We start from the raw sequence: 3244 nt of genomic DNA on the forward strand, positions 1-3244 counted from the left end.
GCATCCAGGCCTGGAAGGTGTCGCGGTCGCGGGCGATGGCGTCCCAGGCCTTGTAGAAGGCGTTGGCGCGCTTGTAGTAGCCGTGGGCATAGGACGGCCAGGCGCCGCCCGGGACGACGGCGATGGCGGTCACGGTCCAGGCCGGCAGGATGACGGCATTGGCCGAACGCGGGCCGAAGTCGTCGACCACCTCCTCGACGGTAACGATCGACCGTTTCGCCGCGAGTACCGCCTCCTTCTGGACGCCGACGATGCCTTCCAGAAGCACGTTGCCGGCGCGATCGGCGCGGAGCGCGTGAATAACCGCGACGTCCGGGCGAAGGGCCGGAACCGTCGCCAGCTCCTCTCCGGTATAGGGGCAGGTGACCGAGGCGATCCTCGGATTGACCTTCGGCAGGTCGACGCCGATGTAGCCGCGGAAGACGGCGAAGGGCAGGTTGGCGGCGCCGGCCTCGTAGGCATTGGCCATCGCGGCGTGGGAGTGTTCCTCGAGCGCCAGCGGCCCTGGCCAGCTATTCTCGACCGCGTCGCGCATGCGATGGAGCGAGCCGACGCCGGGATTACCGCCCCAGGAGAAGATCATCCGGTCGACGGCGCCCATGCCGATCAGCTGGTCGTAGATGAGGTCCGGCGTCATGCGGCTGACGGTGAGGCCTTTCCGCCCCTGGCGGATCACCTCATGGCCGGCGGCGAAGGGGATGAGGTGGGTGAAGCCCTCCATGGCCACGAAATCGCCGTCGCCGATATTGGCCGCGATCGCATCGTGAAGGGAAAGGAAGTCTGCCAAGGGACCGCTCCTAGCGCGACGTCTTCTCGTATCCGGCGAACCGCGCGTCCCGGAGGTTGAGCGAGCTGCCGATTGAACAGGCGAAGGCCACGACCGGGGCGAGCGCCGCCGCCCGCGGCATCGCGGCGATGTACTGGTGCGTCCTTCGAGGCTCTCCCGGCTCGCGGCCGAGGTCGCGCCTCAGGATGGCGATGTTGGTGCCAGTGGGGTGAGGGCATGTGGGGTGGGTGTTTGGCGGGGCTGCTATGATGCCGCCCATCGTCCGTCGCGGCGAACAATCCTCGCCATCCTGAGGTGCGCGCGCGAAGCGCGGGCCTCGAAGGACGCACGTCGTCATGGCGCGCCTCCGTCGTCGAGGGGAAGGCCGACATAGTTCTCGGCGAGGGCCGTCATCGCGGCGACCGAGGTGGTGACGTAATCGAGCTCGCCGATCTGGCGGCGGCGGTCGAAGGGCGAATCGTCGGGCGAGAGATGCAGCATGGTGGTCATCCACCACGAAAAGCGCTGGGCCTTCCAGACCCGGCGGAGGGCGCGGGTCGAATAGGCGTCGAGGCCGGCGGCGTCGCCCGCGCGGTAGAAGGCGGCAAGCGCCTCGGTCAGGTAACGGATGTCGGCGACGGCGAGGTTCATGCCCTTGGCGCCGGTCGGCGGGACGATATGGGCGGCGTCGCCGGCGAGGAACAGTCGGCCGTGGCGCATCGGCTCGACGACGTAGCTGCGCATCGGGGTGATGCCCTTCTGCAGGACAGGCCCGGGCTCGATGCCGGCGCCGTCGTCCTTCGTCGCGCTCCGCAGGCGCAATTCCTCCCAGAAGCGCTCGTCGGGCCAGGCCTCGATATCCTCGTCGGGGGCGACCTGGAGATAGAGGCGGCTGACCGCCGGCGAGCGTAGCGAGAGGAGGGCGAAGCCGCGGTCGCTGTGGCAATAGGCGACCTCCTCCGCCGCCGGCGGCGAATCCGACAGGACGCCGAGCCAGGCATAGGGGTAGACGCGCTCGTAGCCGGTGAGGATGCCTTCGGGGACGCTCTCCCGGCAGATGCCGTGGAAGCCGTCGCAGCCGGCAATGTAGTCGCAGGCGATCTCGTGCCCGGCCTCGTCCTTGCGATAGCGGATGACCGGCGCGTCGCCATCGATGTCGTGGATCGACGTGGCGGAGACCTCGAAATGGATGACGCCGCCGTCGGCGAGGCGCGCGTCGATGAGGTCCTTCACCACCTCGCCCTGGCCATAGATGGTGATGCGCTTGCCATCGGTGAGCGACGGGAAGTCGACGCGATGGCGTTCGCCGTTGAAGCGGATCTCGATGCCGTCGTGGATCAGCCCCTCATCGAGCATCCGCTCGCCGAGACCCGCCTCGATCAACGTGTCGACCGTGCCCTGTTCGAGGACGCCGGCGCGGACGCGGTTCTCGACATGGTCGCGGCTCCTGTCCTCGATGACGATCGAGTCGATCCCCTGGCGGGCGAGCAGGTGGGAGAGCAGCAGCCCCGAAGGGCCTGCGCCGACAATCCCGACCTGCGTCCGCTGTTTCATGATGGCGCCTGCTGACCCCTCTCCCGGATTTCCAATGCCGATTTGCATTCGCAAATCGGGAGAATCCGGCCTCCCCCACAAGGGGGGAGGCAAGTTCTGTTCTGGCCGGTGGCGGTTGCATGAAGTGGCATCAAGGGCACCTCTAGAACGGGTAGTGCATGGGTTCGGTCTGGATGGTGATCCAGCGGAGCTCGGTGAATTCGTCGATCGCGGCCTTGCCGCCGAAGCGGCCGTAGCCGCTCGCCTTGGTGCCGCCGAAGGGCATCTGCGCCTCGTCGTGGACAGTCGGGCCGTTGATGTGGCAGATGCCGGATTCGATGCGCCGCGCCACCTTCATGCCGCGCGCGATGTCCTTCGTGTAAACCGCTGACGACAAACCATATTCCGTGTCGTTGGCGATGCGGATGGCTTCCTCTTCACCGTCGACCCGGATGATGCAGACGACCGGCCCGAAGGACTCCTCGTCGTAGATGCGCATCGATGGCGTGACCCTGTCGATGACGGTCGCGGCCATGATCGAGGTGTCGCTCGGGCCGCCGGTGGCAATGGTCCCGCCCTTGCCGACCGCATCCTCGATCAGCTCGCCAACGCGGGCGACGGCGCCCCTGCTGATGCAGGAGCCGATGACGACATGGCCGCGGGGATCGCCGGACGGAAGGGCAGCGGCGCGAGCGGCGAATCTCTCGACAAAGGCGTCGGCGATCGTCTCGTCGACGACGATCTTCTCCGTCGACATGCAGATCTGGCCGGCATTGGCGAAGGCGCCGAAGACCGCGGCATTCACCGCCTCGTCGAGATCGGCGTCATCGAGGACGACGAGCGGCGCCTTGCCGCCGAGCTCGAGCAGCACCGGCTTCAGGTAGCGGGCGCCGGTCTCGGCGATGATGCGGCCGACCCGGGTCGAGCCGGTAAAGTTGATCCGCC

At 67.7% G+C, this 3244-nt stretch carries 4 protein-coding genes; all 4 read right to left on the reverse strand.

Features of this window, described 5'->3' with window-relative positions; all coding sequences use genetic code 11:
- Window positions 1-787: CoA transferase subunit A (locus tag KDJ86_RS11415; RefSeq protein ID WP_291745662.1), on the reverse strand; the 787-nt coding region annotated here is incomplete at its 3' end.
- A 10-nt stretch (window positions 788-797) separates the two neighbouring features.
- Window positions 798-1124, reverse strand: a complete 327-nt coding sequence (locus KDJ86_RS11420) for a hypothetical protein (RefSeq protein WP_291745664.1) — start codon at window positions 1122-1124, stop codon at window positions 798-800.
- Window positions 1121-2320, reverse strand: coding sequence for a 4-hydroxybenzoate 3-monooxygenase (gene pobA / locus KDJ86_RS11425; protein ID WP_291745666.1), 1200 nt, complete (start codon window positions 2318-2320; stop codon window positions 1121-1123). The genes KDJ86_RS11420 and pobA overlap by 4 nt, the downstream gene beginning before the upstream one ends.
- 142 nt (window positions 2321-2462) lie before the next feature.
- On the reverse strand, window positions 2463-3244 hold a 782-nt coding region (locus tag KDJ86_RS11430; protein ID WP_291745668.1), incomplete at its 5' end, for an aldehyde dehydrogenase family protein.

Origin of the sequence: Bauldia sp., assembly GCF_020442045.1 — a bacterium.
Lineage (GTDB): Bacteria > Pseudomonadota > Alphaproteobacteria > Rhizobiales > Kaistiaceae > Bauldia.